The organism is Hymenobacter sp. UYCo722, assembly GCF_040547115.1.
Classification (GTDB): Bacteria; Bacteroidota; Bacteroidia; order Cytophagales; family Hymenobacteraceae; genus Hymenobacter.
Genome location: NZ_JBEPPC010000002.1, coordinates 480,884 through 504,453, shown reverse-complemented (window position 1 = coordinate 504,453; position 23,570 = coordinate 480,884). Strand labels below are relative to the sequence as shown.

21 protein-coding genes and 1 riboswitch are annotated in these 23,570 nt (G+C 65.6%); of the genes, 8 read left to right on the top strand and 13 right to left on the bottom strand.

The genetic code is table 11. The features are described 5' to 3' along the window. Nucleotides 1-17 precede the first annotated feature (17 nt). The gene (locus ABIB44_RS07890; RefSeq protein WP_354584093.1) at nucleotides 18-3,389 is read left to right on the top strand and encodes an HYR domain-containing protein; all 3,372 of its coding nucleotides are present in this window, start codon (nucleotides 18-20) and stop codon (nucleotides 3,387-3,389) included. Between the two features lie 85 nt (nucleotides 3,390-3,474). Here the strand turns inward: ABIB44_RS07890 and kbl are convergent, their stop codons facing one another. Further along, nucleotides 3,475-4,674, bottom strand: a complete 1,200-nt coding sequence (gene kbl / locus ABIB44_RS07885; RefSeq protein WP_354584092.1) for a glycine C-acetyltransferase — start codon at nucleotides 4,672-4,674, stop codon at nucleotides 3,475-3,477. A gap of 175 nt (nucleotides 4,675-4,849) precedes the next feature. Between kbl and ABIB44_RS07880 the strand changes: the two genes are divergently transcribed. Further along, complete coding sequence (locus ABIB44_RS07880; protein WP_354584091.1) at nucleotides 4,850-5,212, top strand: hypothetical protein; 363 nt, start codon at nucleotides 4,850-4,852, stop codon at nucleotides 5,210-5,212. Nucleotides 5,213-5,287: 75 nt separating this feature from the next. Here the strand turns inward: ABIB44_RS07880 and ABIB44_RS07875 are convergent, their stop codons facing one another. Continuing rightward, the gene (locus ABIB44_RS07875; protein WP_354584090.1) at nucleotides 5,288-6,376 is read right to left on the bottom strand and encodes a patatin-like phospholipase family protein; all 1,089 of its coding nucleotides are present in this window, start codon (nucleotides 6,374-6,376) and stop codon (nucleotides 5,288-5,290) included. A 42-nt stretch (nucleotides 6,377-6,418) separates the two neighbouring features. Continuing rightward, entirely contained in the window at nucleotides 6,419-6,841 is a 423-nt protein-coding gene (locus ABIB44_RS07870) for a BLUF domain-containing protein (protein ID WP_354584089.1), read from the bottom strand. Nucleotides 6,842-6,980: 139 nt separating this feature from the next. On the opposite strand from ABIB44_RS07870, the gene ABIB44_RS07865 reads away from it, so the two are divergent. Next, entirely contained in the window at nucleotides 6,981-7,973 is a 993-nt protein-coding gene (locus ABIB44_RS07865) for an NAD-dependent epimerase/dehydratase family protein (protein ID WP_354584088.1), read from the top strand. 78 nt (nucleotides 7,974-8,051) lie between these two features. Here ABIB44_RS07865 and ABIB44_RS07860 read toward each other — a convergent pair whose 3' ends face one another. From ABIB44_RS07860 to ABIB44_RS07850, 3 genes are all read right to left on the bottom strand, one after another. Further along, the gene (locus tag ABIB44_RS07860) at nucleotides 8,052-8,204 is read right to left on the bottom strand and encodes a hypothetical protein (RefSeq protein ID WP_354584087.1); all 153 of its coding nucleotides are present in this window, start codon (nucleotides 8,202-8,204) and stop codon (nucleotides 8,052-8,054) included. Between the two features lie 27 nt (nucleotides 8,205-8,231). After that, complete coding sequence (locus ABIB44_RS07855) at nucleotides 8,232-8,780, bottom strand: hypothetical protein (protein WP_354584086.1); 549 nt, start codon at nucleotides 8,778-8,780, stop codon at nucleotides 8,232-8,234. A 127-nt stretch (nucleotides 8,781-8,907) separates the two neighbouring features. After that, a complete protein-coding gene (locus tag ABIB44_RS07850) occupies nucleotides 8,908-9,486 on the bottom strand; it encodes a DUF3575 domain-containing protein (protein ID WP_354584085.1) in 579 nt (192 codons plus the stop codon). 223 nt (nucleotides 9,487-9,709) lie between these two features. Here ABIB44_RS07850 and ABIB44_RS07845 point away from each other — a divergent pair, with 223 nt between their 5' ends. Next, the gene (locus ABIB44_RS07845) at nucleotides 9,710-11,719 is read left to right on the top strand and encodes an ATP-binding protein (protein ID WP_354584084.1); all 2,010 of its coding nucleotides are present in this window, start codon (nucleotides 9,710-9,712) and stop codon (nucleotides 11,717-11,719) included. A gap of 170 nt (nucleotides 11,720-11,889) precedes the next feature. Further along, nucleotides 11,890-12,516, top strand: coding sequence for a response regulator (locus ABIB44_RS07840; protein ID WP_354584083.1), 627 nt, complete (start codon nucleotides 11,890-11,892; stop codon nucleotides 12,514-12,516). 5 nt (nucleotides 12,517-12,521) lie between these two features. Here ABIB44_RS07840 and ABIB44_RS07835 read toward each other — a convergent pair whose 3' ends face one another. The 3 genes from ABIB44_RS07835 to ABIB44_RS07825 form a co-directional block, all read right to left on the bottom strand. Further along, the gene (locus tag ABIB44_RS07835) at nucleotides 12,522-13,196 is read right to left on the bottom strand and encodes a hypothetical protein (RefSeq protein ID WP_354584082.1); all 675 of its coding nucleotides are present in this window, start codon (nucleotides 13,194-13,196) and stop codon (nucleotides 12,522-12,524) included. Between the two features lie 157 nt (nucleotides 13,197-13,353). Further along, entirely contained in the window at nucleotides 13,354-14,172 is an 819-nt protein-coding gene (locus tag ABIB44_RS07830) for a TerC family protein (RefSeq protein WP_354584081.1), read from the bottom strand. 150 nt (nucleotides 14,173-14,322) lie between these two features. Next, on the bottom strand, nucleotides 14,323-15,261 hold the full coding sequence (locus ABIB44_RS07825) for an alpha/beta fold hydrolase (protein ID WP_354584080.1): 939 nt from the start codon (nucleotides 15,259-15,261) through the stop codon (nucleotides 14,323-14,325). Between the two features lie 101 nt (nucleotides 15,262-15,362). Between ABIB44_RS07825 and ABIB44_RS07820 the strand changes: the two genes are divergently transcribed. Next, the gene (locus ABIB44_RS07820; protein ID WP_354584079.1) at nucleotides 15,363-16,103 is read left to right on the top strand and encodes a DUF3891 family protein; all 741 of its coding nucleotides are present in this window, start codon (nucleotides 15,363-15,365) and stop codon (nucleotides 16,101-16,103) included. 70 nt (nucleotides 16,104-16,173) lie between these two features. Here the strand turns inward: ABIB44_RS07820 and ABIB44_RS07815 are convergent, their stop codons facing one another. After that, on the bottom strand, nucleotides 16,174-16,986 hold the full coding sequence (locus ABIB44_RS07815) for a DUF6503 family protein (protein WP_354584078.1): 813 nt from the start codon (nucleotides 16,984-16,986) through the stop codon (nucleotides 16,174-16,176). Nucleotides 16,987-17,156: 170 nt separating this feature from the next. Between ABIB44_RS07815 and ABIB44_RS07810 the strand changes: the two genes are divergently transcribed. Together ABIB44_RS07810 and ABIB44_RS07805 are read left to right on the top strand one after the other, a co-directional pair. Then, a complete protein-coding gene (locus ABIB44_RS07810; RefSeq protein ID WP_354584077.1) occupies nucleotides 17,157-18,128 on the top strand; it encodes a YihY/virulence factor BrkB family protein in 972 nt (323 codons plus the stop codon). A 56-nt stretch (nucleotides 18,129-18,184) separates the two neighbouring features. After that, nucleotides 18,185-18,967 carry a hypothetical protein gene (locus tag ABIB44_RS07805; RefSeq protein WP_354584076.1) on the top strand — a complete coding sequence of 261 codons (783 nt, stop codon included), beginning with the start codon at nucleotides 18,185-18,187 and terminating at the stop codon, nucleotides 18,965-18,967. Nucleotides 18,968-19,059: 92 nt separating this feature from the next. On the opposite strand, the gene ABIB44_RS07800 is transcribed toward ABIB44_RS07805, so the two are convergent. From ABIB44_RS07800 to ABIB44_RS07790, 3 genes are all read right to left on the bottom strand, one after another. Next, nucleotides 19,060-20,130 (bottom strand): YncE family protein, encoded by a 1,071-nt coding sequence (locus ABIB44_RS07800; RefSeq protein ID WP_354584075.1) that lies wholly within the window; start codon nucleotides 20,128-20,130, stop codon nucleotides 19,060-19,062. Nucleotides 20,131-20,196: 66 nt separating this feature from the next. Continuing rightward, nucleotides 20,197-22,260, bottom strand: coding sequence for a TonB-dependent receptor (locus ABIB44_RS07795; RefSeq protein ID WP_354584074.1), 2,064 nt, complete (start codon nucleotides 22,258-22,260; stop codon nucleotides 20,197-20,199). Between the two features lie 162 nt (nucleotides 22,261-22,422). Continuing rightward, a riboswitch (cobalamin riboswitch) is annotated at nucleotides 22,423-22,636 on the bottom strand. 67 nt (nucleotides 22,637-22,703) lie between these two features. Continuing rightward, complete coding sequence (locus ABIB44_RS07790; protein WP_354584073.1) at nucleotides 22,704-23,570, bottom strand: transporter; 867 nt, start codon at nucleotides 23,568-23,570, stop codon at nucleotides 22,704-22,706.

Genomic DNA, 23,570 nt, shown 5'->3' with positions numbered 1-23,570 from the left:
TTTACAAACCCTTTTTCATGCAAAAACCTTTTTACTCATCTACTTTGCAGACTACCACTTCGCGTCGGGCCGTGGCCGGACTGCGGCTGTTGCTGCTCACCTGCCTGCTGGGCCTGGGGTCGCTGTCGTCGACCTGGGCTTCTCACTTTCGCTACGGCGACATTTCGTGGCGGGTGGTGCAATCCGATGTTTCCGGCCGCACCATTGAATTCAAAGTGAATGCCGGCTGGCGGCTGAGCGCTGCTAATTCCATCTACCTCAACTTTGGCGACGGTAGCGGAGCCGATGCCAACGTTGTTTACACCAACATCAACAATGCCTACGATTACGGCACCGGCACGGTGCAGCATCGGTACAACGGCAACGGCAACTTCACTGCCTACTACTCGGGGGGCAACAAAATCGGCGACCTGCAGAACAACGCCAATGGCAGCTGGTACGTGAGCTCGGTCGTGAACGTGGGGGCGGGCAACAGCTCCCCCGTATCCACGGTGCCCGCGGTAGTCAATATGCCCATCGGGCTGGCCAATGCGCGTTTCATCGTGCCGGCAGCCGACCCCGACGGCCGGGCGCTTTCGTTCCGGCTGGCCGCCGGCACCGGCGACTGGTACGGGGTACAGCCCAGTGGCCTGAGCATTAATGCGCAAACCGGCGAAATCACGTTCAACACGGTGGGCAAATCGGCGGGGTTGCTCTACAATGCGGGCGTCATCATCTCGAACGGCCGCACCGAAGTGCTGGTCGATTTCATCATCCAGACGGTGCAGCAGTCAAACCCACCCCAGTTCGACTACGCCGTGACGCCTGCCAACCAGCAGGTGATAAACGTGTCGCCGGGCCAGCCCGTGAACTTTAGCGTGAAGGCCACCTGCGTCGACGCGGGCAGCACCGTGCGCCTGAGCGCCGTGGGCATTCCTGCGGGCGCAGTGGTGAGCCCCGCGTTTGGCGTGTATGCCAACCCCGTGCAGCACTCGTTTTCGTGGACGCCGGCAGCCAATCAGTTCGGCACGTTCGTGGTCAATTTTGTGGCTGAAAGCAACGTGGGCGCGCAAACATCCACGTCCGTCTCCATCCTCGTGAGCCTGAAGCCCCGCTTTGACGTGCCGCCCACGCCGCCCACCGGCGTTGCGCAGGTGTTTGCCCCCGGCCAGCTCATCTCGCAGACCATTCAGGCCTCCAACGGGGACCCTACCGACCTGGTGCGCATCATCGGAGCCCAAGAGAAAATCGCCGGTGGTGCCCTGGTAGCCCTGCCCGCCGGTGCCGGCTTGTCGCCGCTGCCCACCATGGCCGCCAACCCCACCAGCGGCACGTTTACCTGGACACCGGCCGCCAGCAGCTGGGGCGAGCACACCGTGATGTTCACCGCTGCCGAAAGCCGCAACGAGCAGGCCACCCACGAGGTGAGCTACCTCATCAACACCGTGCCCGCGTTCACCTCTGCCCCTGTTACCCGGGCCGATGTGGGCCAGCCCTACACGTACAACGTGACCGTGAACGACCCGGACCTGACCTACGGCGACGCCGTAAACTTCGTGCCGACCTTCCCGCTGCCCGCCTGGCTGACGCTGACCAGCAGCCCCGCCACCGGCACGGCCGTGCTTTCGGGCACGCCGCCCGCTTCGGCCGCCGGCACGCTTACCGTGTACCTGCAGGCCGAAGACATTAACCACCACGCCTACGCCACCACGCCGGAGCAGGTGTTCACCATTACCATCAACAACTGCACGGTGCAGGCCGTGGCCCAGAACGTGACCGTGCTGCTGGATGCCAGCGGCGCGGCTACTGTAACGGCAGCCCAGGTCGACAACGGCTCGACGGCTTCGTGCGGCGTGGCCTCGGTGCAGGTGTCGCCCTCGGCTTTCACCTGCGCTAACCAGGGTACCAACCCCGTGACCCTGACCGTGACCGATGCCAACGGCAACGTGAGCACGGCCTCGGCCAACGTAACGGTCGTGGACAACATCCTGCCCACGATTTCGGCCCCGGCTCCCGTAGTTGCTTCGACGGATGCCGGCCAGTGCAGGGCCACGGGCGTGGCCCTAGGCAATGCCACCGCCGCTGACAACTGCAGCGCCACGGTAACCAACGACGCCCCGGCCACTTTCGCCAAAGGCACCACCACCGTGACCTGGACGGCGACCGATGCCGCCGGCAACGTAGCCACCGCCACCCAGACCGTGACGGTGAACGACACCGAGAAGCCTGTACTGACGGTGCCGGCCAACCTCGTGGCCAATGCGCCGGCCACTCAGTGCGGGGCAGTAGTCAACTTCACCCCCACCGCTACCGATAACTGCGCCGGCGCTACGGTAATGGCCAGCCCGGCTTCGGGCAGCACCTTCCCCGTGGGCACCAGCACCGTGACCGTAACGGCCACCGACGCCAGCGGCAACACCAGCACCGGCAGCTTCACGGTAACTGTGAAGGACGTGACCGCCCCGGCCGTCACCGTACGCACGGTGACCGTGACGCTGGTGAACGGGGCCGCCTCGGTATCCGCCGCCGACGTGAACAACGGCAGCAGCGATGCCTGCGGCATTGCCAGCTACAGCCTGAACCGTTCGGCTTTTGACTGCAACAACATTGGCAACAACGCGGTGGTACTGACGGTAACCGACATTCACGGCAATGTGGCCAGCGCCCCGGCTACCGTAACGGTGGTGGGCAGCATTCCAACGCCAACCATTTCGGTTACGCCCACCAGCAACGTGTACACGGGCGGCGTGGCCACCAACCTGTACCTGGGCTACGGCTCGCAGAGCGCTACGCTAACCGCCAAGGGCGGCGTGAGCTACGCCTGGAGCCCCGCCAGTGGCCTGAGCAGCACCACGGTCGCCAACCCCGTATTCACGGCCACCACGGCCGGCACTTTCACCTACACCGTGACGGCAACCAGCCAGTACGGCTGCACCGCCACCAAAACGGTGACGCTTCGCGTAGTTGATGCCCGCTGCGACAAGAACAAGGTGGTGGTGTGCCACAACGGCCACGAAATCTGCATCTCGCCCAACGCGGTGCCGGCTCACCTCGGCGGCCACCCCGACGACCAGCTCGGTGCCTGCGGCACGGCCAGCCGCCCGGCGGCTCCTGCTCCTGCTCCTGCTCCTACGGCCGAGCTGGCTACCGAGCTGGTGTTCGAAGCCTACCCCAACCCTTTCGGGGCCAGCACCACGGTGCACTTCCGCCCCACGGTGTCGGCAGCAGCCCAGATTCGGGTGTTTGACGCGGTGGGCCGCGTAGTGGGCACGCTCTTCTCGGGCACCACCGAGGCGGGCCACGACTACGCCCTCACGCTCGACGGCACGAAGCTGGCTACCGGCCTCTACCTGTGCCGCTACGAAAGCCAGGGCCAGGTTCACACCCAACGCCTGTCGGTGGTGAAGTAAGCGACCGCTGCCCTTGGGGCAGGTTCACGAAAAAGCCCCTTGCCAGTAAATGGCAAGGGGCTTTTTCGTTGGGATTTCGGGGCAGCTAGCCTTTCAGCACGCCCAGCGCGTGGCCTACTTTGGTGAAGGCGGCAATGGCTTTGTCCAGGTGCGCGCGGGTATGGGCCGCGCTCAGCTGCACCCGGATGCGGGCTTTGCCCTGCGGCACCACGGGGTAGTAGAAACCCACCACGTAAATGCCCTCGGCCAGCATTTTGGCGGCGAATTCCTGGGCCAGCTTAGCATCATACAGCATCACGGGTACGATGGGGTGCTCGCCAGCGGGGATGTCGAAGCCGGCGGCGGTCATCTGCTCGCGGAAGTATTTGGTGTTTTCCTCGAGCTGGTCGCGCAGCTCGGTGCTTTCCGTCAGGAGCTCCAGCACGCGCAGCGAGGCCCCCACGATAGCGGGCGCGAGCGTGTTCGAGAATAGGTACGGGCGGCTGCGCTGGCGCAGCATGTCGATAATTTCCTTGCGGCCCGAGGTGAAGCCCCCCATGGCCCCGCCCAGCGCCTTGCCCAGCGTGCCGGTGATGATGTCGACGCGGCCCATTACGCCGCGCATTTCGTGGGTGCCGCGGCCAGTTTTGCCCAGAAAGCCACTGCTGTGGCACTCGTCCACCATCACCAGGGCCTGGTATTTATCGGCGAGGTCGCAGATTTTGTCGAGCTGCGCGATGGTGCCGTCCATTGAGAACGAGCCGTCGGTGACGATGATGCGGTGGCGCGTACCCTTGGCCTGGGCATCCTGCAGCTGCTTTTCGAGGTCGGCCATGTCGTTGTGGGCGTAGCGGTAGCGCTGGGCCTTGCACAGGCGCACGCCATCGATGATGCTGGCGTGGTTCAGGGAGTCGGAAATGATGGCGTCCTGCTCATTAAAGAGCGGCTCGAAAACCCCGCCGTTGGCGTCGAAAGCGGCCGCGTAGAGAATGGTGTCCTCCGTGCCCAGAAACTCGGCCAGCTTGGCTTCCAGCTCCTTGTGAATGTCCTGGGTGCCGCAGATGAAGCGCACCGACGACATGCCGAAACCGTGCGAATCGATGGCTTCCTTGGCGGCCTTGATGACCTCGGGGTGCGAGCTCAGGCCTAGGTAGTTGTTGGCGCAAAAGTTCAGCACTTCGCCGGCTTCCTCAGTTTCAATCTCGGCCCCCTGGGGCGAGGTGATGACGCGTTCCTTTTTGAAAAGGCCGGCGTCTTTTATTTCCTGAAGCTGCTGGGTGAGGTCGGGCTGGAGCGTAGTGTACATAGGGTGCGGGGTGGATTGAATGGAGAGCCCAAAGATACCGGGTCGCGCCGGCCGGTGCCGCGGTGGGCCCCTTCGCCCATCAACAACCGCCCCGCTGGCTTGTTGCCGCAACCTTCCGTCGGCAACCCCGTTAGGCTAATTAGATTAGTTTGTTTTTCCCAATAAAATTAGTGATATGAAAATTTCAGTTGACCAGGGCCAGGACAAAGGCTTCCTGCCCGACGGCCGCCACACGGTCGAAATCACCGCCATTGAAGAAGGTGTGAGCGAACACCAGAACGTGCCGTTCTTCGCGGCCCGCATGGAAAGTGAGGCTGGGTTTGTGTCGCAACGCTTCTACAATTCCGAAGCTGGCCACCCCATCATTCTGCAGCTTTATTCGGCCGTGGGCATCAAGCCCGAAGCAGGCAAAGACCTCGACACGAAGCAGCTCGTAGGCAAGCACTTATCGGTGGAAGTAAGCGACCATTCCTACGCCGACCCGGCCACGGGCAACGAGCGTAGCGTGCGCCAGGCCACCGGGTTCCGAACCGCCTAAGCAGGCCATCATATTTCAAAAAGCCGCTGCTCGACCAAGGTTGGGCAGCGGCTTTTTTATGCCGGCTCGGTCGGGTTATTTGCGGGCGGGCTGCCGCGCCAGAAATGCCTGCGCGCCCTGCCGGCCGCTGTCCATCAGCTGCTTTTTCTGGGCATCCGAAATGCGCTTGATTTTGGGGCTGAAATTTAGAAAATCGATGCTGATGGTACGCTGCCAGTCGTTGGGCTGCACGGGGTTGAGGTTTTCGAGGGCCACGGTGTAGAGCGCGCCCATGTAGGTGTTGAAATCGGTGATGTCGTAGGGGGCGAGCTGCTGGCGGCCGGCGGTTGCGCCATCGAGCGGAATCTGCTCGGCGCGGTCGAGGCGCAGGCCCAGCGTTTCGGGGTTGAAGACGTGGCCGTGGGCATCGGGCGCGGCAGGTGCGCCGGCGGGCAGGTAACGCGGGTAGTCGAACAAATCGACGGGGTAATTGGCCAGCAGGCCGCCATCGACGAGCACCTGCACGGGCTGGCCGGGGGCGGGCGTGCCGGTTATCACCCGGTTGTCGGCATCGAGCAGCACAGCCCGGAAATAGAGCGGAATGCTCATGCTGATGCGCACGGCATCGGCTACGCGCATGGTGGGGTTGGTTTCGTGGCTGAACACCTGCACTCGCTGCCGGGTGAGGTTGGTGCCCGTGGTGTAGAGGTCGCGGAAGCGCGTGGGTTCTTGAAGGGCCAGCGCGTGCAGCTCGCCCAAGGTCAGGTGGGCGTTGCGGGTTTTGCGGGCCACCAGCTCGCCGAGGTAGGTGCTGAACTCGTCGCCCCGGTACCAGCCGTACTCCTTCACCAGCCGGTGGGTGCCGCCGAAAAAGATGAATCGGCCGTCATTCAGCCGCTGCACGGGCGTGGCGTTCACCACGTCGATTATTTCCTGGGCCGAGTAGCCCACCGCCAGCAGCGCCGCCTGAATGGCCCCGGCCGAGGTGCCGCCCACCCGCGTGAGGCCGGCCAGCACGCCGCGCTGCTCCAGCTCGAGCAGCGCCCCACCGTAAGCAATGCCCCGGATGCCGCCGCCTTCCATCACCAGGTTGCGGTAGGGCGGCGGGGTGGCCGGCTGGGCGCGGGCCGCAAAACTCACTGGCACCCCGATTCCGACCCACAATAGCAGCGCGCGTATTTTCATGCCGCCGAAGATACCGCCGGGCTGGAGCCGGGCCGCCGGATGCTATTCGTCGTGCGCGCGGCCCTGAACAAAATCGTGCAGCCGCTGGGCCAAATCTTCGGCCGGGTGGGCAACGAGGCCGGGAATATCCTTGAACGGCGAAAAGCCAACAATTTTTTCCAGGGCCCGGGCATCGGCCGGGGCGTAGGCCATGCGCCAGTCGGGGAAGGCCCGCCCGGCGATGGGACCGTAGGCCAGGGTGCGCACGGCGAAGTGGCGTGGGTCGGCCTGAATGCGGGCGTAGAGCTGGCTCAGGGCGGGCTCGGGGCCTTCGAGCACCTGCATAAATTCGCCGTTGGCATACAGCAGCAGGCCCCCGAGGCGGGTGCGCTCGTTGTGCAGGCGAGCTTTGCGCAGCAGGGGCGGCAGGGTTACTTCGTGCATCGCGCGCGAAGCCCGGCTGCGGTAAATGAGGGAGTAGAGCATGGTAAAATAGAGCATCGGCGGGCCGCCAATGGTGCAACTAAGGCGCCCCAACACCGTTGGGAGGCAAAGGGTGCCCGCGACGGCCAAGGTCCCGGTATCTTTGTGCCCGTCCCACCACTCACTCATTTCTAATTTTCGCATGGCCCCCACTTCCGGCGACCCTGAAACTTCTGTATTACCCGGCTCGGTGCTGGTGATTGGTGCCTGCGGCCAGCTTGGGCTGGAGCTGGTAGCCGCCCTGCGCCAGCGCTACGAGCCCCACCTGGTAGTGGCCGCCGACGTGCGCCCGCCCAAAAACCCGGATTTGCTGGCCGGCGGCCCCTTCGAGCTACTCGACGTGCTCGACCGCTCGCGCCTCGACAAGCTCATCCGCCAGTATCGTCCCAAGCAGATTTACCACCTCGCCGCGCTGCTTTCGGCCACCGCCGAGAAAAACCCACTTTTCGGCTGGCAGCTGAACATGGACGGCCTGCTGATTGTGCTCGAAGCGGCCGTAGCCCACGGCGTGGCCCAGGTGTACTGGCCCAGCAGCATTGCCGTGTTCGGGCCCGATACCCCGCGCGATAACACGCCGCAGGTCAGCATCATGAACCCCAACACGGTGTACGGCATCAGCAAGCTGGCCGGCGAGCAATGGTGCGAATGGTACCACCGCAAGCACGGCCTCGACGTGCGCAGCCTGCGCTACCCCGGCCTCATCGGCTACAAGAGCCTGCCCGGCGGCGGCACCACCGACTACGCCGTGGACATCTACCACCGGGCCGTGGCCGGCGAAGACTACGAGTGCTTCCTCGCAGAAGACACGTATTTGCCCATGATGTACATGCCCGACGCCCTCAAGGCCACGCTGGACCTCATGCACGCCCCGGCCGAGCAAATCAAGGTGCGCACCTCGTATAATCTGGGGGCTATGAGCTTCTCGCCGGCCGAAATCACGGCCAGCATCCAGCAGCACGAGCCCGGCTTTGCAGTCACCTATAAGCCCGACGGCCGCCAGCAGATTGCCAATTCCTGGCCCGCCAGCATCGACGACACCAAGGCCCGGCAGGATTGGGGCTGGCAGCCCGATTTTGATTTGGACAAGATGACTGCCGACATGCTGCTGCACCTGAAGGAGATGAAGCAGGCCTAGCTGAACAGTTTGCTTATAAAAAAGCCTCCCGGCACAACCGGGAGGCTTTTTTATGCGTGCACAATTAGCATAAGCCGGCTACAGCCGCACCCCAATACCAAGCTGCAGCTCGCTGATGCGGTACTCGTTGCGCACGACGGAAGGGCTGCTGTCGTTGCGCCGGGCAATAGTCTCCACGTCGGGGATGGTGGTGTTGTAGGGCATGATGGAGGCGCGGGCCGACAGCAGCACCCTGCCTATGGCGTAGGCCAGCTCGCCCTAGGCATAGGAGTAGCTGAAGCCGTTTTTCGACACGTTCAGCATCTGGCCCAGCGACACGCCGGGGCGCAGCTCGCCGGCCCGGCCCAGGCCAATGGCCGCGTGCAGGCCGGCATCGACCCGCACCCGGGCGAGCAGCCGCACCACCCGCTCGCCGGAGGAGTACGACCGGTAGCCCGGCACCGTAGCGCGCCACGACGTGCTGAAGTCGAGCTGCTGCATGTCGAGGCCCGTGGAAGCCCCGAACAGCAGGTGCCGCGTAATCGGCCGGAAGGCTTTTACATCGGCAAAGGCCGACACGGTATTATCAACCGTGAACTCGGGAGAATAGGGGTCGAGCGCGCCGCCCAGGCGGGGGTCGAGCACCGTGGTGCTGTGCTGCACGTTGCGGAAAATGCTGGCCTTGGGGCCAGCTTCGAAATAGAGCTCCCACTTGGGGGCGGCTTCGGTGGCCGGGGCCGGGGTGGTTTGGGCAAAAGCGGCGGGAGCCAGCGCCAGCGCCGTACCGGTCAGCAGGCTTTTTTGGGCGAAATAATTGGCGAAACGCATGGGTCAGCAATAAAAGAGGATGATGGAAGTGCCCGTCCGAGGCACGGGCCGCTGCGGGCAGCGGCCCGGCCGGGGCAGAAAAAGGGCTGGAGGGAAGTGGAAAGTGGAAGGTTAGAATTGAAAGCGGCTAGAACGCCACGCCCACCGCGATGCCCGTGCGCAGGCCGAAGCCGCTGAACCCGCCCAGGTCGGCCTGGTCGATGGCCTGGGTATCGCCGATGGCGAAGTGGGCCACGTTGCGACTGTAGGAGGGCCCGAGGAAGGTATCGAGCGTGACGCAGCCGCCGTAGCGCCACTGGTGGCCCACTACCAGGCCCGCGCCCAGCGTTTGCAGGGTCACGGTGCCGGTGTAGGGGATATCGGTTTCATCGGTGACGGCCATGCTGAGGGCCATTTTCTGGTAGCGTAGAAATGGGGCTGCGTAGAAGCCGTTCAGGGCCTGCTCGCTACCGGAGAAGTAGCGCCGAAACTCGGGCGTGAAGGCGAAGCCGCGGAGCGTGGTGTTGCCGTCGGGGCTCCAGTAGGTTGCCAGCGCGCCTAGCTGCAGGCTGCTTTTGGCCCCGAGCTGCTGCTCGTAGAAGAAGGACCCCGTTTTCACGAACGGGCTAAGCAGGTTCACTTTGAAGGCACGGGTTTGGGCGGCGGCGGGGCGGGCGGCCAGCAGCACGGCAGCGGCGGCAAAAACGGAAGCGGCGAGCGTTTTCATGAGAACCGGGGCGGATAAGGGAGGTGAAAAAATGATGCTGATTGGCACTGACTTTCGGACCGTTGCGATGAGGCAAAGTTGGCAGTGGCCCACCCCACCGGACTTCATTGAAAAGCAGTAATTCCGGCTACCGGAAAACCAGTAGTTTTGGCCGCCGCCCCGGTTTTTCGCCGATTCCTGCCCAATTTTGAAGCCTATGGCAGCATGGTGCTCCTCTGTTTCTGTGCAACCGGCGGGGCGCGGGCTCCGGCCGGGGCCGGCGCGGCGGTGGCGGCTGGCGCTCGTCGGGCTGTTGCTGGCGAATCCCCTGGCCGCGCAGGTGCCACCCTCCCCACCCGACAGCCTGCTGCGCGCCCTGCAAACCGCTGCTACCGACACCACCCGCGCCAAAACCGCCCTGCGCCTTTCGGCCGCGCTGGCTGCTACCGACACCGCCCAGGCCCGCCGCTACGCCCGCCAAGCCTTGGCCCTGAGCCAGGCCAACGGCTACGGCTACGGCCAGGCCCACAGCTGGCTGCAGCTGAGCGCACTGGCCATCATTCGCAACGACAATGCCCGGGCCGCGCGCTACGGCACCTTGGCTCAGGCCGCTGCCATGCCCCTCTACCGCCAGCGACCGGCCCCGCGCCTGGCCCGGCTGCTGGCTGCTATTGCCAACAACCGGGGCACCGTGGCCGACCGCCAGGGCCAGTACGCCGCCGCCGTGCGCAGCTACCTGCAGGCAGCTACTTACCTGGCCGCGCTACCCGAGGCTGGCCGCACCCTACTCACCGTGTACGCCAACCTCGGCAACTGCCTGCTGACGGCCAACCAGCCCGCCCAGGCGGCCCACTACTGGCGGCTGGCCGCCGCCCTGGCCCTCCGCACCGGCCCCGTGCCCGAGCTGCTGCCGGTGTACCTGCAGCTGGCCCGCCTGCACCTGCAGCTGGCGCACCCCGATAGCGCCGAACGGGTGCTCCGCGCCGCGCGCCCGCTGCTGGCAGCCGGCCAGCTCTACGCCGATGAGTATTACGGCACGCTGGGCCAGTACTACCGCAGCATTCGGCAGCCCACGGCGGCCCGGCAGGCGTTCGGGCGGGCCGTGGCGTATGCCCAACGGAAAGGGGCGGCCGGCTACGAAGCCAAGCTCCTGTTCGAGCTGGGCCAGCTGGCACGGCAGGCCGGCGACCTGCCCGCGGCCCGCGCCAGCCTGGAGCGCAGCCTGGCCCTCACCGAGCAGCTCGGCGACTCGCGCCAGCTCATTGACAACCTCGAAGGGCTGGCCCGGCTGGCCGAGCAGGCCGGCCAGTGGCCCGAGGCCCTGCGCTACTACCGCCGCGGCCACGAGTTGCGCGACTCGCTGGCCGGCACCGCCGTGCGGGCCCAGGTGGCCCAGCTCGAAACCCGCTACCGCACCCGGCAACAGGCTGGGCAGCTGCGCGCCCTGCGCCAGACCCAGGCCGCCGAGCAGCTGGTGCTGCGCCAGCAGCGCCGCCTCAACGCGGTGTACCTGGTGCTGCTGCTGACGCTGATAGCGGCCGGCGGGCTGGCTGCGGCGCTGCTGCGCTACCGCCAACGGCAGGCCGCCCGGCAGCGCGAGCAGGAGAAGGCCCTGCTCACGGCCCAGGCCGTGTTGCAGGGCCAGGAAGAGGAGCGCCGCCGCCTGGCCCGCGACCTGCACGATGGCCTCGGCGGCATGCTTTCCACGGTGAAGCACTACCTGGCGGCGGCCCGCAGCCGCGCCGCCTTGCCCGAAGAGGCCACTACCCTGGTCACCCAATCCATCGAGCACCTCGACAGCTCTATTGGCGAGCTCCGGCGCGTTGCCCGCAACCTCATGCCCGAAGCGCTGCTGGCCTTTGGGCTGGCCCAGGCCCTGCAGGACTTGTGCGCTACCACGCAGCAGGCCGGCGACTTGCGCGTGCAACTGCACCTCCACGGCCTGGAAACCCGCCTGCCCCAAACCCTGGAAGTGGAGCTTTACCGCCTGGTACAGGAGCTGCTGAACAACGTGCTGAAGCACGCCCAAGCGCAGGAGGTGCTAGTGCAGCTGATGCGCCACGGCCCCGAGCTGCACCTGGTGGTGGAGGACGACGGCCGCGGCTTCGACCCTACCGTGGCTGGTACCGGCGTGGGCATGCGCAGCGTGCAGGCCCGCGCCCGCTACCTCGGCGGCACGCTGGAAGTGCAGTCGGCCCCCGGCCAGGGCACATCCATCGGCCTGGAATTGCGCGTGCCGGTGGAAGGCGGATAATGAGAGGTGGTGCAGGTAGTCGTCAAACCAGCCGGTCATGCCGAGCGCAGCCGAGGCATGACAGCCTTCCGGCTACGCCTAATTTCGAACTAACAGGTAACCCACCCCAGGCTCCTGTCCGCTGCCCGCGCCGCATCTTTGCGCCCATCCATTTCCCTTTCTTTTCTGCTATGAATCCGACCCGCGTGCTGCTCGTTGATGACCACCCCATGGTACTGGCCGGGCTACGGGCGCTGCTCGCGCCGCTACCCGGGCTGGAGGTAGTGGCCACGGCCGCCACTGCTACCGAAGCCTACGCTGCCGTAGCCACCCACCGCCCCGATGTGGTGCTGCTCGACATCAACCTGCCCGACCAGAGTGGCCTCGACGTGTGCCGCCGGCTGGCCGACGACTACCCCGGCCTGAAAATCCTGGCCCTCACCACCCTCAACGAGCGAAGCTACGTGACGCGCATGATGGCCCAGGGCGCAGCCGGCTACGTGCTCAAAAACGCCTCGCCCGACGAGCTGGCCGAAGCCATTGCCCGCGTGCGGGCCGGCAAAAAATACTTCAGCGAGGAAGTGCAGGAGCTGCTGCTGCAGCCCGAGCCGGCCGTGGCGGCGGTGCCCCCGCTCACGCGCCGCGAAAAGGAAATCCTGGGCCTCATCGCCCAGGGGCTCACCAGCCAGGACATGGCCGACCGGCTGTTTCTGAGTGTGCTCACCGTTGAAACCCACCGCCGCAACCTGCTGGCCAAGTTTGAAGTCAACAACACGGCCGCGCTTATCCGGCTGGCGGCGCAGCACCAGCTGCTGTAGGCCAGCTAGTGGTGGGCACGCTGGTTGTATTGCCGAATAATGCTTTCCAGCTCCTCGTAGCGGTAGCCAAGCTGGCTGGTGGCTACCCGGCGGGCCAGTTCGGGGTCGTCGTGCAGGAAACCAGCAACCTGATTGGCAAAATTAGTTGGCGCTACCAGCACTGGCGGCCCCGCCGCCCGCCGCAAATACCAGCTGGCGGGCGCGGGCCCCAGCTGAGGTAGGGTGGCCCCGGCGGGCGAGCTCATCACCGGGTTGGGGCCCAGGGCGGTGAGAATAAGCGTGGCCGAGGCCTGCACCAAAAACAGCTCGACGGCCCCGGCCTCCCGGCGCTGGGCCAGGCTGCCATCGTCGTGCTTGCCGCTGCGCAGCACCTCCCAGTACTGGCCGGCCACCCGTAGCCACTGCACGTTGGGGGCTGCCACCGACTTGGGCCGGGCGGCCTTGCCGGTGGCGCTGCCGGGGGCCTGCGAGTAGTACATCACCACGCCTTCGAGGCCGCGGGTGGTGGCGGTGGGCAGGTAGGCCCGCACCACCTGGCCGTTGCGCAGCAGCATGGTGCCCCAGGCAAAAGGCAGTTCGGCGAAGCCCCTGAACTGGCGCGTGGTGTCCGGCGGGGCCGTTTGGGTGGGGGCGGCGGGCCCGGCCCACAAGGCCGCGTAAAGCGTGAGGATAGAAAGCATTGGCCGGCTTTGGGCAGGAAAGCGGCCCCGCTAAAAGCTGACCTAAACTAGCGCCGAATCAACTCCCATCGGCCAAAGCAACTACCCAATGCACCGTACAAAGCAAAAAATACTGGTTTTCCGGTAGTCGCCGCACTCGGCCGGCGGCCGGCAACGACTAGCCTTTGTGCTGCCGCTGCTGCGGGGTTTCGGCCGGGTTGGCTCCGGCGGCACGGTTGCCGCCGGTGTGGCGGGGCACGTTGAATAGCACCGAGGTAGCCCACGGCACGACAAACGCGGCCACCGTGAGCACGGTAATCATCACATCAGTCGTTTCGCTCTCGAGCGCCTCGCTGACGGGGTGGCCGGGCAGGAAGTGTACGAGCAGCGAGAGCACCAGCTTCAGGCCCAGCAGGCCGATAACGCCGAACGCGGCCGTTTCCAGAAATGGGTACTTGCCCATCAGCAGCACGAAGCCCTGCGCCACCAGCCGCATGGCCAGAATGCCGATGAATACGCCCACGCATATCAGAATCAGGTTATCGGTGAAGGCGACGACGGCAAACACGTTATCGATGGAAAAAGCCAGGTCCATGAGCTCAATCAGGGCCACGGTAGCCCAAAATTTGCCGAACAAGCCCAGCGTGTTGCGGTAAATCCAGCTTTTTTCCTTTTCAATCTTCTCCTCGTCGTGCGCCGGGCCAGCCTTGAAATGGTCGTACACCAAATACAGCAGGTAGAGCCCGCCCAGCGGCTTCAAAAACCAGAACCGGATGAGAAAAGAAGCGAACAGAATGCACAGCCCCCGGAAAATGTAGGCTCCGATGATGCCATAGCGCAGGGCCTTGTGGCGTTGCTCCTTGGGCAGGTCGCCCACCATGGTGGCGAGCACGGCGGCGTTGTCCACCGAGAGCAGGCTTTCGATGATGACCAGGTTGCCCACGATGGCCGCCGAGGCCAACGGATTATGCAGAATTTGCTCGATGTATTGATTCACGCGGGTAAAGCTAGGGTAGCGGGATAACGAAGCCGGGCGGGGAAAGATGCCATTGGCAGGCCGTAGGGCGGGCCTCAAAGCCTGCGGGGCAGCAGCCAAAGAACGTCATGCGGCGCGCGGGGAAGCATCGTTACCGCCGCAGCGAATCAATTACTGCTCCGGTAGCGATACCTCTCCGCGCGCCGCACGGCGTTCTTTCCCATCCAGCAGCCCCGCCAGCTCTTCCAGAATGACCGCCCAGTTCTCCAGATACAGCATGTGGCCCTGGGCGGGCAGCAGGTGCACCGGCGCACCACCCAGCCGCCGGGCCAGGTACGGGATGTTGCCGGGAGCCCACACGCCATCGGCCTGGCCGTGCCAGAGGCGCACGGGCGCGCGCACGTCCTCGATGCGGAAGCCGGGCGGACGGCACCACGCCTGCGCATCGTCGTACACGCCCCGGCCGGCGTGGGCAAAACCCGGCACCGCCGCATCGCGCAGCAGCGCGCTAAAACGGGCCGTGACGCGGGCCTCGGCCGAGCGCATCAGGCGGATAAACCAGCCGATGGTGCGGTCGGGGTGGCGGGCCCACTGCCGGCTGAGCCAGAGAAAAGTCGTGCGGTTCAGCCACGGAAAGCCCAGCTGGCCCCACCGCAGCAGCTTCCACACCCACGACAGGTGGCGATAAACGGCCCGCTCGCCCAGCGGCAGGCAGGTGCTGAGCAGCTGCACCGCCGCTACCCGCGCCGGGTGCCGCGCCGCCAGCGCCAGCGCGTGCACCCCGCCCACCGACCAGCCCAGCACGCCCACCGGCCCCGGTATTTCGAGCGCGTCGAGCATGGCCACCACGTCATCGGCGAACGAGGGAAAGGTGAGCGCGCGGAAAACGCTTGACTGGCCTACGCCGGGCCGGTCGGGGGCGAGAATATGGAGCCGCAGCCGGGCCAGCAGCGCCGCATCATCGGGCAGCTCGAGGCCGGAGGAGCCGAACCCGTGGTGGAATACCACCGGCCGGTGCGCCGGGTCGCCGTAGCGGGTAAGGCCCAGGGTACGGCCGTCGGGCAGGCGGACGGTGAGCGGTGTGGGGCTGGCGGAAGCGGGCGGGGGCATGGCCGAAAGTACGGCCGGGGCGGCGGGTGGTTGGGCGGCAACCCTGCCAAGGGGTTTGTAGTTGAATAAGGGCAGCCATTCCGGCCCTCCACCCGCTCCTTATGATAGTCAACTACACCGCCGCCGGCTGGGAAATCATCTACCAGCAGGCCCATGCCCTGCTGGCCACCCAGCTCGCCTACGCCTGGCTCCCCACCCTGCCGCCCGACCGCTGGGTGGGCCTGCTGGCCGCCATCACGCAGCACGACGACGAGCAGGCCGCCTGGCGCGGGCGCGGCGGCCACTACGGCCTCACGGCCGCCGGGGCCCCGGCCAACTTCACGCAAAAAGAGTTTTCGCTGGAGCAGGCCACCGGGGTGCTGGCCGCCGCCCGCTTCCAGGGGCGCTGGCGCAGCCTGCTCACCAGCCTGCACCTGAGCTGCCTGTACGAGGGGCTGCGGGGCCAGAAAAAGGAACTTGACGGCTTTCTGGATGAACTGCGCACCCGGCAGCAGCAGTGGCGGCGCGAGCTCAAGCTCTCAAAAAAGGAGGCCGACCAAGCCTACACCCTGCTGCACTGGTGCGATAGGCTCTCGCTCATTCTCTGCCGCCACGAAATCCCGGAAATGGCCCGCGCCGTGGAAATCCATCGCGGGCCCGATGGCACGATGTACACCCTGGCCCAGCCCGAGGCCGACGGGCCGGTTGTGGTGAGCCCCTGGCCGTTTCAGGCGGCCGAAATAGAGGTGAGCGTGGAGGCCAGTGTACTCACGCAATTGCAGTTCGCAGACGATGCCGCGCTGGCCGAAGCGCTACGCACCGCGCCGATTGAAACGCGGCGCTGGGTGCTGCGGCGGGGATAGTTTTTATAAAAAAAACACGTCATGCCGAGCGCTACGCTCGGCATGACGTGTTGCTTTATTGCGGCCCCTCCTACTCCTTCGGCTTCGCAACCGGCACTTTACTCATCATCACGCCCTCGGGCAGAGTTTGGGCCTGAAAGACGTTGTCGAGGCGGGCGGGCTTGGCGGCGTCGCTGCGGTCGGCGGCGAGCAGCAGCTGGCCGTGGCGGGCGTAGTCGGCCCAGCGGCGGCGGAAAGCGGGCTGGGCATCGTCGGCCTTGGCGAAGTAGGCCCATTCATCGACGAGGCCGGTGGCGCGGTTCACCAAAATTTCGTAGCGGTTCTGAGGTGTTACGCCCACGTTTTTGAAGGTCATCTGGAGCAGGTCGGCTGGCGCGCCGGCCAGGGTTTTGCCCTCGCCCTTGTAGGTCAGCGTCACGCCCGAGTCCTTCAGCTTAAAGGGCATGAGCAGCCAGTACATGTTGTTTATCCAGATGGGCGTAAGGTTATTGAGCACCTTCTGGCCGGTCGGGGTGGCCGACACGTCCTGGCCCTTACTGAATACCTGGCCGCGCTTGGTGTTCAGGTTGTAGTTGGCCACCAGCGTGTCTTTTTCCCAGTGGAAATCGCCGGTGTACTTGTCCCACACCTGGTACTGGCCGCCAAAGAAGCTCCAGCCGAAGTAGCGGGCATTTTGCCAGGCCTCATAGCCGCCCATCTCCCGCATGGCGCGGTCGGCGATGGCCACGGCTTTGGCATCGGAGCCGGCCGCGTCGAAGCCCTCGGCGGCCGGGTACGAGGCCGACCCCTTTTTCATTTTCTGGGCCCGGGCCGGCGCGGTCAGCAGGGCGCACAGCCCCATCATCAACAGCAACGGGCGGGCAACTCGAACAAGCTTAAACATAAGATACAGGGGAATATGCGGGTTGCGGGGATACGGTAAACCAGCCGTCAGGTTTGGCCGGGCTGCAAGGTAAGCCCGGCCCGGCACAGGCGGGCGCAGCCAACGCGAGCCCGTGCCGTGCGTATTACAATAAGACTGCCACTATTTCGGCACTCCCTTTACCGCACTACATGCCTACTACTTATAAGTTTTCCGACATTCTCGCCGTCATGAAGTCATCGGCGGGTGAGTTCAACAATAACAACTCGTTCCGGCACGCGGCGGCGCTGTCGTACTACACCATTTTTTCATTGCCTCCACTGCTGCTCATTGTCATCACCGTGGCCAGCTCGGTGTATGGCGGCGAGGCTATTTCGGGGCAGGTATACGGCCAGCTGAAGGGCCTCGTGGGCCCCGATTCGGCCAAGTTCCTGCAGGACAGCATTGCCAAGTTCACGCTGCAGCAGCGCGGGCCGGTGGCCACCACCATTGGCGTTGCCACGCTCCTGTTTGCCGCCACCACTTTTTTCGTTACCCTCCAGGAAAGCATCAACGACATCTGGAATCTGAAGGTAAAAACCAACGGCATCGGCATTGGCGCGTTTATCAAGCAGCGCTTTCTCTCGTTCGGGCTGATTCTGAGCGTGGCCCTGCTGCTGCTCATCTCCTTTGTCATTAGCGCCGTGCTCAGCGCCTTCACCGGCTGGCTGCAGCAGCTGCTGCCCGAGATAGGCATCATTGCCATCAAGGTAGTCGATTTCGTACTGTCGCTGGGTGTTACCACGCTGTTATTTGCGCTGATTTATCGCTTTCTGCCCGATGCCATTATCCGCTGGCGCGATGTGTTGGTGGGGGCTTTCATCACGTCCCTGCTTTTCGTGATTGGCAAGTTTCTCATCGCCTTCTACATTGCCAAGTCCGACCCGGGCTCGGCCTTCGGGGCGGCGGGCTCGGCCATTGTGCTGCTGCTGTGGGTCAACTACTCGTCGCTCATCATCTTCTTCGGGGCCGAGTTCACCCAGGAGTTTGCCGATGCCTTCGGCCAGAAGGTACACCCCAAGGCCCACGCCGTGCGCGTGCGCGTGGAGGAAGTCGCCCCCGGCGAGTCGGACGAGGAACAGGCCACCGGCCGGCCCCACGCCACGGGCAGCTGGCGCAAGTAGCCGGGCAGCAGAGCCGGCCCCGCTGTTGCATCTTTGGGCCACACTTTCCCCGATTAATGTTCATCCGCTTACGCTCCGCACCCGCCCGGCTGGGCCGCCTCGCGTTGCTGGGGGCCGCCCTGGCCGCCGCGCCGGCCCGCGCGCAGCTGGCCCCGGCCCCGGCCGACACCACGGCAAAGAACCAAGCCCGCCCCGACGCCGGCAACGGCAGCCGCCTGTTTGTGGGGCCCACGGCCCGCAACCTGCGCCGGGGCGAAGGCACCGTGCAAAACATCGCCGTATTTGCCCTCACCGCCGACTACGGCCTCAGCGACAATTTTTCGGTGGGCGTGCTGGGTACGTTCGCCCCCGGGTTCGGCGAATACAACCTGGTGGGCATTACGCCGAATTTTAGCGTGCCGGTGGGCCAGCGGCTGCACGTGGGCGTGGGTGCGTTTGGCCTCTACGTGGCGGGCACGGCCGTGGGCCTCACCTACGCCAACGCCACCCTGGGCACCGCCGACCATCAGCTCACGGCCGGCGTGGGCTTCGGCTTCAGCGGCAGCGGGGGCTTTGGCAGCACGCCGCTGCTCATGCTGGGCGGGGCCACGCGCCTGGGCCGCCGCCTCTTTCTGGTCGATGAAACTTACCTGCTGCACACCAGCAGCGGGCGGCGCATCACGGCGCTGGCGGGCGTGGTGGGCGGGCGGGCCGTGTGGCCGCGCCTGAGCGCCAGCCTGGGCCTGGCCTACCTGGCCTACGACTACCGCGAGCAATCGAGCAGCAGCACCATCAGCAACCGCAACGGGGCCGTCGGGCCCTACGCCGACGTCACGTTCCGCTTCGGCCGGGCGAAGTAGCCCCGGTTCAGGACGGCACAAAAAAGCCCCTGCTACTCAGCAGAGGCCTTTTTTTGTGCAATATAGCTCGGAAAGTGGAAAAGGAAGAAGGCTTAATTGAACACAAACCCGTTCGGTCCCACCTTCACGGTGAAAGAGTCGATGGGCGTACCGCTGGCCTGGTAGCGCACGAAGCGGCCGTTGCTGCTGAAGCTGGGCGCAATGGCCCCGTAAATGGTGTTGTCGCGCGGGTCGATGGCGAAGCCCGAGAAGTCGCGCCGCAAAAACGGCGTGGTGGGCCGGCTCGTGGCGCTGGTGCTCATCTGGTACTCGGCCCCGCCGAAGCTGTAGTACAGCTGGTCTTTGGCCGGGCTGATGCGCAGCTGGCCAGGGCTGGCCGTACCGGGGAAGGCCAGCTTAAGCTGAGTGGTCGGGCTGGCCGGGTTGAAGCGCACCAGCGTACCGTTCGAGACGCGGGTAAGCGTGAAGGGCGGCACCGACAGGTAGGTGACGAAACCCGAGCACAGCACCCACACATTGCCATCCTTATCGGCCACCATGCTGCCGGGGCCGTCGGCCACCGTGATGGTGCTGGCGAGCATGCCCGTGGCCTCGTCAATCACCGAAATGGTGTTGTCCAGGCTATTAGGCACGTATATTTTGCCGCCCAGGGCCAGCAGCTGCTCGGGGTTGCGGCCCACCGTTACGCGGCTGCTCACGGTGTTGGTGCTCAGGTCCAGAATGCTGAGCACGCCGGGCAGGTAGTTGGTAAAGGGCCCACGCCATTCCGTGACGTAGCCGCGCGTGGCCGAAGTCGAGGTGAAGTAGCGGGGCTGTTCGAGCCCGGCAATGGTGCCGGCCGTTTTGAAGTCGGGCAGGTTCACCACCTCAATTTTGTTGGAAGCGTTGACCACAATGTACCCCTTGCTGCCCTGCACGCCCATGCTCTGCACCACATCGCCGAGCTTGGCCCCGTTGTTGGCGCTGCCGAAGGCGTCCACGGTCAGGGTTTTGGCCGTGCGGTCGAACACGCTCACCGCGCCGTCGCCGGCCCCAAACTGGCCTTCACTCAGCACGTACACGGCGGTAGTAGCTGGTACCGACGGGGTAATTATTTCCTTTTGGGGGTCGCAGGCCGCGAGCAGCACCAAGGCCGCCAGGCCCAGAGGAGTCAGGTTTTTCATAACAAAAGAGGGTGAAAACAGCGCCGGCTGCAGCCGGCAGTTGGGGTGTTAGGTGGAAAATCGAAATCAGAAATCGACCCGCAGGCTGCCGCTCACGCTGCGGGGCGGGGCCGGCCGGCCGGGGTGGCTCTCGTAGGCCTGGCCCAGCAGGTTATGAGCCTGGGCCAGCAGCAGCAGCCGGGTGCCGGCCGGGCCGGGCAGCGTGCGCCCCAGCGTGGCCCCCAGCAGCACGGTGCCGGGCAGGTAGGTATCGGCCGAGGCATTGGTGTAGCGGTAGCTGCTGAATGCCAGCGTGCTGCTAGCCAGCCAACCACGCCAGCGGTGGTCGGTACTGAAGCTGGCCTGGTGCCGGGGCACGAAAGCCAGCTGCACGCCCACGGGGTCGGGGTCGTCGGGCGTGCCCTGAGTTTTGCGGGTATCGGTGAGGTGGTAGGCCAGCTGCGCGCTGCCCACGTAGCGCCCCCGGCGCACCCGCAGCGCCGTGCTGATTTCCAGCCCCTGGCTGCGCACGCGGCGCAGGTTGCGCGGGCTCCAGATGCCGGTGCGGGTGCTGGGCAGCCACTGCACCCAGTCGTCTACGTCCTGCCGGAAGGCGGTGAGCTCGGTTTCGAGCATAGCCCCTGCCGGCATGTTCAGCCGGTGGCGCAGGCCGGCTTCGTAGCCAAAGCCCGACTCGGGCCGCAGGTCGGGGTTGCCGCCCGGCCGCCAGTACCGCTCATTCAGCGTGGGGGCGCGGTAGCTGCGGGCCGCGCTGGCGCGGAAAGTGAGTAATTGAATGGCTGAGTGAGTAGGGAGCCGGGGAACGAGCTGATTCCTCGCTGCCGAAAACGCTGCCGAATCGGACGGGGTGGCCGCTGCTACGGCAGACAGCAGGTCCCACTCCACGCCCACGGTGGGCGTGAGGGGGGCCAGGCCGGCGGGCAATGCCGCCTGCCGCAGGTTGGCCGACAGGCGCAAGGCCGGGCGCGGGTCGTAGCGCAGCAGGGCAAAAGCGGCGGCCCGGTTTTCGGTTACCGGAATCGCGCCATAGCCATCCACCACGGCCGCGAAATGCTGGGCCTCGGCCCCCAGGCGCAGGCTGCCGCGCGCGCCCAGGGCGGCAGTGTGCTCGGCCTGGGCCTGGGTAGTGCGGGCGCGCGAGTTGCTGGCCGCGCCGCCGTCGCGGTAGTTCAGCACGTCTTCGAACCAGGCGGCGCGGCCGCTCCACTGGCCGCGGGCGGCTACGTGGCGGTAGCCCACCGTCAGGCGACGGCTCTGGTCGCGCTCGCGGGCCTGGCCACCCACGATGCCGGTACCAAACTGAATTTCGCGGTTGGTATCCGTCAGCCAGGCAGCGGCGGTGAGCTCGCCGGCCCGGCCCACGCGCCAGGCCAGGTCGGGGCTGAAGCTCCACTGGTGGCGCAAGGCGGCGTTTTGCAGGTTGTAGCGCACGGGGCCCCGCGCCTCTTGCACCACGTAGGAGTAGTTGTTCTGGGCCTCGCGGTAGCTGGCCGCCACCCGTACGGCTACTGCCGCCGAGGCCACCCGGGCTTCGAGGTTGCCCCCAACCATCCCGGAGCTACCGGCATCGAGCTGCACGCTGCCGCGCTGCCCCACGCGCCAGTCGGGCGCGGCATCGAGCAGGATGGCCCCGCCCACGGCCCCGCTGCCGTAGAGCGCCGCCGCCGGCCCGGGCTGAATGCTGACGCGGGTGTTGGCCCCCACCGGCAGCAGGGCAAAATCGGTCTGGCCCAGGGTGGGCAGCATGATGTTCAGCCCGTTCCAGAGCACGGCCGTGTGCTGGGCCGAGGTGCCGCGCAGGGCAATGGTGGCCAGCTGGCCGGGGCCGTAGTATTTGAGAGCCAGCGGGGTGCGGGCCTGCAGCACTTCGGCCAGGCTGCTGCCCCGGTACTGGGCCAGCACCGCCGAATCGAGCACGGTGCGGGTGCTGCCCACGGCAAACCGCTCGGGGCCCACGGCGCGCACGCGCACCTCGCCCAGGCGGTGCGCCCGCCGGCTCAGGCGGGCCGAGTCGGTGGGCGCGGAGCGACCGGCGGGGCGGGCCGGGGCCTGCGCCCACGCGCCGCCCGCGGCGGGCAGGGCCAGCAGCACACCGGCCAAGGCCCGGCGGAAAAAGAAGTCAAGATGCAACCGAATCAAATTCTCAGTGAAGAAAATTCGATTCAAAATCTGCCTTCCAACCCCTTCAAAAAGAAGAAGCCGGCTGCCAGACTGAGGCCGAAAAACAGGGGGTAAGGTGGCCACCCGGGGGCAACCGCTGCTCTCTTTCTCCATTCGTCCTCCGCGAATGCTGAACCTGTGAATGTCCGGGCAGGTCTCCTGGCTTGCTTCGCCGAGCGGGCCGCCTTCCCAGCTTTCGGTTGCTAATCAACCGGTAACCAGTGGCTTGTGTGGCCCGCCCCGATATGAAGCGTACAGTTGCGGGGACAGCTCCGGCGTTGAACCGGATTCCCTTTTCAGCCGCGCCCCGCGATGGGGGTTTGGCACCTTGACGGGGCAAAGGTACGATGGTTAATGATAAATGGTTAGTAGGCCCCCCCTCACTAACAGTTTACCATTAACCATCAAATAACTCAGCGCCGGAAGCTCAGGCCGAAGAAATATTCGTGGTCCACGGAATTGGTAATGGGTTGGTGGGTCCCGAGGTCGAATTGAACGTTGTCGCTCACCGCCAGCTGCAGGCCGGTATTTATGGAACTGCCCCATTGCGACTGCCGCACATCTTTGTACCCCACCAACTCCGCGAATACCTGGAGGCGTTTCACCACTTCGTAGGAGGTGGTGAAGGTGGGCGTGAGCTGCAGGTAGCGGCTCCGGGTTTCGCGGTCCCAGTACACCTGGGTAGCCACCTGCCCGCCAATGTTCCAGGGTTTGGTGATTTGGAACACGACGGGCAGCACCGCGCCGTATTCCACGGCCCCGTCGCCGCGTGGGCCGCCGGTGGGCAGCGTGGCGTAGCCAATCAGGCCCAGGGCCCAGCGGCTGTTATCATCGCCCACCAGGGTGTGCTTCAGGCGCAGGGTGAGGTCGCCGACGCCCCGGTACACGGCATTCTGGCTGGGGTCGGCATCGTCGTAGTTGCGGGTGTCGGTATAGGAATCGAGGCCAACCTGCAGGTCGGTGCGGTTGCTGAGGCCGATTTTGCCCAGCGCATGGTTGATGTACCAGTCGCGGCCGTGGGTGGTGCCATCGCGGCGCGTGAGCAGGCGCACGACATCGGTTTCGTACTGAAAATGGCCGGCGTCGACGGAGTACGGGCTTTCGGTGATGCCGGGGCGGTCGGGCACCATGGGCCGCATGTATTTGCGCGGCGTCGGATGAAACAGGTCGTACTGCTCCTTATCGACTTTAATGGTGTCGTTTTTCACGCCCGTCTGGGCAGTGGCCGCCAGTACCGGCAGGAGTAGCAGCAGGCAGGCCGTACCGAATCGAAACATCAT